Consider the following 3,666-nt stretch of genomic DNA (forward strand, 5'->3'; position numbering starts at 1 on the left):
ACCCAGGTGCGTTCGGAGATAGTAGCGCAGGGTCGCATCGTGAACAGGAGGTTCAGGTCGAGATCAGAATTGGCACCAATCACTTCGCCGCAGTAGAAGACGATTTGACCGCTGGGACCTTCGAGCAGACTTGGTTCTACGATCCGGCCACGGGTCAGATGAAGGCTACGGTCGACTACGATCACATCTTCCTTCTCGATGGCGCAGGCAATGCCACCGCTACGACGCTTGCCAGCTACTTGATCGCGCATCCGCCGGCAGCCGGAGACTCGTGGACCCTGTCCTACTTCGACAATGATGGCGGCAGTTGGCAGGCCCGCTCCGTCAATTTCTCCTTCTTCTCGCACAATCCTGGTGATCCCGGGATCTCGGTGAACGGTGACCCAACGCTGGCCGACCAGATCTATGGAACGTCCGGTATCGACCAGCTCAGCGGTAATGGCGGCAATGACGTCATCGTCGGCCGGGGCGGCAATGACTTCCTCAGCGGCGGAGCCGGCAACGACCTGCTCAGCGGCGGCGACGGCAACGACCTTCTCATAGGAGGTCTCGGCCAGGACACCCTGACCGGAGGAGCCGGCGCCGATACGTTCCGGCTTGAGAATATCGACATCAAGGACCTCATCACTGATTTCAGCGGCGTGGGAGGACATGGCGACAAGATTGACCTGACCGCCCTGTTTGACACGGCGCCTGGAGGAGCCAATATCGGTGACTTCGTGAACTACAATGCGGGGACGGGTACGCTCAGTGTCGATGCCAACGGCAGCACCGGCGGCGCCAACTTCGTCGACGTGGCAACGCTGACGAACCTGCCCGCTGCCAACACGATCACGCTGCTCTACGACGATGGCATAACCCAGCATCAGACAACCGCAAACCTGGTCTAACGGCATAGCGCACAACCATGCGATTATGTTATACGTCGCTAATATTTAGGGGAGCTAAACATGAAACGTTCTGCAAGACTGCTTGTTTCCGCTGCGACGCTGTTGCTGGCAGTCGGGTCGACGGGGTATGCCGCCGACATCATCGAAGGTCCGACAGGCGATTATTGCCGGGTCGTCGGCACGTCCAATCTGGTCTTGAACGACAACATCGTCGATCTGAAGCAGCAGGTGGTGAAGCTGATGGACGAGTCGGTCGCCGCCGCCAACAGCTCGGAGTGGATCAACTCGTCCCGGCCCGTCTTCGTCTGGGCATCGGAAGCCAAGGTCGCCTGCGGCATGGCTTACGGCTACCTGAAGACGAACTACAAGGACGAAGACACCCTCAACAAATGCGAGTGTTTTCACGATCGCATGGTCGAGTACATGCACTGACCGGATAGGCGAACCCACGCCTGTTGGCCATCATGACAGCCGCCGGATCATTCTCGAAGGCGATCGCAGGCGGGATCGCGTTCGTCGGCTTTGGCCTCACTGTCACGCTGGCCCACGCCAACTGGCTGGAACGGCCTTTTGTGGAACAACAGCAGCCGTCCAGCCTGACGCGGCCGGCACACTGTGACACTGCCACGGAGTGGACCCGGCAGGCTTTCAAGGCGTTTGCCAGTTGCCAGGCATCGATCTATGGCCTGGAGCCGATGCTGGCGCATGCGGTGATGGAGATCGAAAGCGGCTTCGATCCCGGCGTGCAAGGCGCCGATGGCGAAGTCGGCCTGATGCAGGTGATGCCGGCGACCGCCAGGATGCTCGGCTTTCGAGGTTCCCTCGACGATCTCAGCGCGCCGGCGGCCAACATCGCGCTGGGGGTCAAATATCTTGCACAGGCCAACAGGCTCGCCGCGGGTGATCTCTGCACCACCGTCATGAAGTATCGCGCCGGGCACAATGAAAGCCGGTTCTCGGCCCTTTCAGTCCGCTACTGCCAGCGTGCGCGGGCAATCCTGGCAAGGGAAGGGATCGAAGTGACCGGCCCCTTGCCGGTGGCGACATTCGGCTTTTCCGCGTTTTCGCCAGGCGGGGAGGGTGGAGCCCCTGCCCAGGGAAAGGGCGTTTGCGTGCGCCGCGTGTTCGTGCCCGGGCCGCGATACATGAAATGCGCCGACTATCGAAGTGCCGGGCAAGCAAGGCAGATCAGGGCGCTCAGAGGCAGGCTTTTCGGCGGCTAAAAGAACTACAGACGGCACTGCAAGTCCGCCGTAACATGCGTTGAAGACCAGACCGGGAACAATATCCGGCGGCACATAGGGGTGGAGCATTCATGGAAGCTGGCCGACAGGTCCACCGTCCGCGGACATGGGCAATCGCCTTGGCGCTCGCCGCGATCGTGTCGGGCTGCCAGTCGAAGGGCGGCGTGTCCGAAGTGCTCGATCCGGCGGCGGTTACCGCGCCTGCCGGGCAGAACGGCGCCGCCGGCGCCGGTCCCGTCCAGGCGACCCAGTCGATGGGCACCGGCTCGACCAAAGTCACGATGCTGCTGCCGCTGTCCGCCCCTGGAACGGCCGGGGAAAACGGCAGGAAGATGCTCGATGCGACCAAGCTGGCGATGACGGATATCGGCAACGGATTGCTGGCGCTGACGGTAGAAGACACCAAAGGCGACAGCGCACTGGCCGGCAAACTGGCGGTTACGGCCATTACGACGGGGTCTAAAGTCGTCATCGGCCCGACCGAGCTGCCGGCGGCCCAGCATATTGCCACGCTGTCGGGGTCGAAGCGGCCACCGGTCCTGGCGCTCGCCGACAATTTCGCCGGCGGCCCCGGGTCTATGCCGTGCTCCTTGGCGAAGCGGACAGCGCCGCCGCGGGCGCCGCGGGACTGGCCGCGAAAGGCAGCAAGAAGTTCGTACTGCTTGTCGCGGATGGCCCAAACGCCGGCGCCATGGAGAAGCGGGTCGCAAACAGCCTCAGCATCTACGGCGCGGCGCTCGCGGTCACTCTCCGATATTCTGCCGGCGACGGCGCGAAGACGGTCGACGAAATGGGCTCACTCGTGGACGCCCCCGACGCCGTCATCGTCGCCAGCGGCAATGGCAGTCCGTCGCCTGTCCTTGCCGCCCTCAAATCGAAGGGCATTCCGGGAAAGACGATCTCCGTCGTCGGGACGAACCGTTGGCTGGAGCACCCCATGGATCCGCTCTTCGAGGGGGCGTTTATCGCCACGCTCGATCCAAGCGAAACCGGGCCGATCGCCGACCGCTTCAGGACGACATACAACTATCCGGCTGACGTCAATGTGGCCTACGCCTATGATATGGTTGCCCTGACGGCAGGGATTGCCAGCGCGGTCGGGCCCGATGGTTTCAGCAAAAAAACTCTCGAGAATCCAAACGGCTTTCGCGGGTCGACCGGCCTGTTCCGGTTTCGGGCCGACGGATCCAGCCAACGCTCGATGCCGTTCTATCGGATTGAAAAAGGTGCGCTCAAGCTGGTTGCCAAATCGACGTCGGGTTTCTGACCGGCGCAAATCCCTGGGATCCTGTTCAAGCTGATGGCCAGGCCGGGCCGCAGCCGCTTGGCGATCGCACTTGGAAGCCTCCTGCTCCTGGCCGGGATCCTGCTGATCATTCAGGGCGGGGCGTTGCTTTCGGTCGATCAGCCTGTCCGTGCCCGGTCGCCAGATGTTGACGACACGCAGCCTGTCCGGCCGTTTGCCCCGGTTGCCGGCGCACAACGCCTGGAGCCGGCGCGCAAGGTTGCTCAAGACCTGATCGCTCCACCAC

The 3,666-nt window shown here is 62.6% G+C and carries 4 protein-coding genes and 1 pseudogene; all 5 read left to right on the plus strand.

Annotated elements, in window-relative coordinates; all coding sequences use genetic code 11:
- Positions 1 to 890, plus strand: an 890-nt coding sequence (locus ENZ75_RS35665; protein WP_164887980.1) for a type I secretion C-terminal target domain-containing protein, incomplete at its 5' end; no start/stop codon positions are given.
- Between the two features lie 60 nt (positions 891 to 950).
- Entirely contained in the window at positions 951 to 1,322 is a 372-nt protein-coding gene (locus ENZ75_RS24880) for a hypothetical protein (RefSeq protein ID WP_027163714.1), read from the plus strand.
- A 32-nt stretch (positions 1,323 to 1,354) separates the two neighbouring features.
- Complete coding sequence (locus ENZ75_RS24885) at positions 1,355 to 2,113, plus strand: transglycosylase SLT domain-containing protein (RefSeq protein WP_063170328.1); 759 nt, start codon at positions 1,355 to 1,357, stop codon at positions 2,111 to 2,113.
- Positions 2,114 to 2,717: 604 nt separating this feature from the next.
- Positions 2,718 to 3,401, plus strand: coding sequence for an ABC transporter substrate-binding protein (locus tag ENZ75_RS35315; protein ID WP_245481214.1), 684 nt, complete (start codon positions 2,718 to 2,720; stop codon positions 3,399 to 3,401).
- A 57-nt stretch (positions 3,402 to 3,458) separates the two neighbouring features.
- A pseudogene (locus ENZ75_RS34720) lies at positions 3,459 to 3,666 on the plus strand (thermonuclease family protein); the annotation flags it as partial.

This window comes from Mesorhizobium sp. M7A.F.Ca.CA.002.04.1.1 (genome assembly GCF_004022805.1).
Classification (GTDB): domain Bacteria; phylum Pseudomonadota; class Alphaproteobacteria; order Rhizobiales; family Rhizobiaceae; genus Mesorhizobium; species Mesorhizobium ciceri.

Excerpts from the sequence above, each read along its gene's own strand:
- ENZ75_RS24880 (WP_027163714.1), top strand. The coding sequence starts at position 951 with ATGAAACGTTCTGCAAGACTGCTTGTTTCCGCTGCGACGCTGTTGCTG.
- ENZ75_RS24885 (WP_063170328.1), top strand. The coding sequence starts at position 1,355 with ATGACAGCCGCCGGATCATTCTCGAAGGCGATCGCAGGCGGGATCGCG.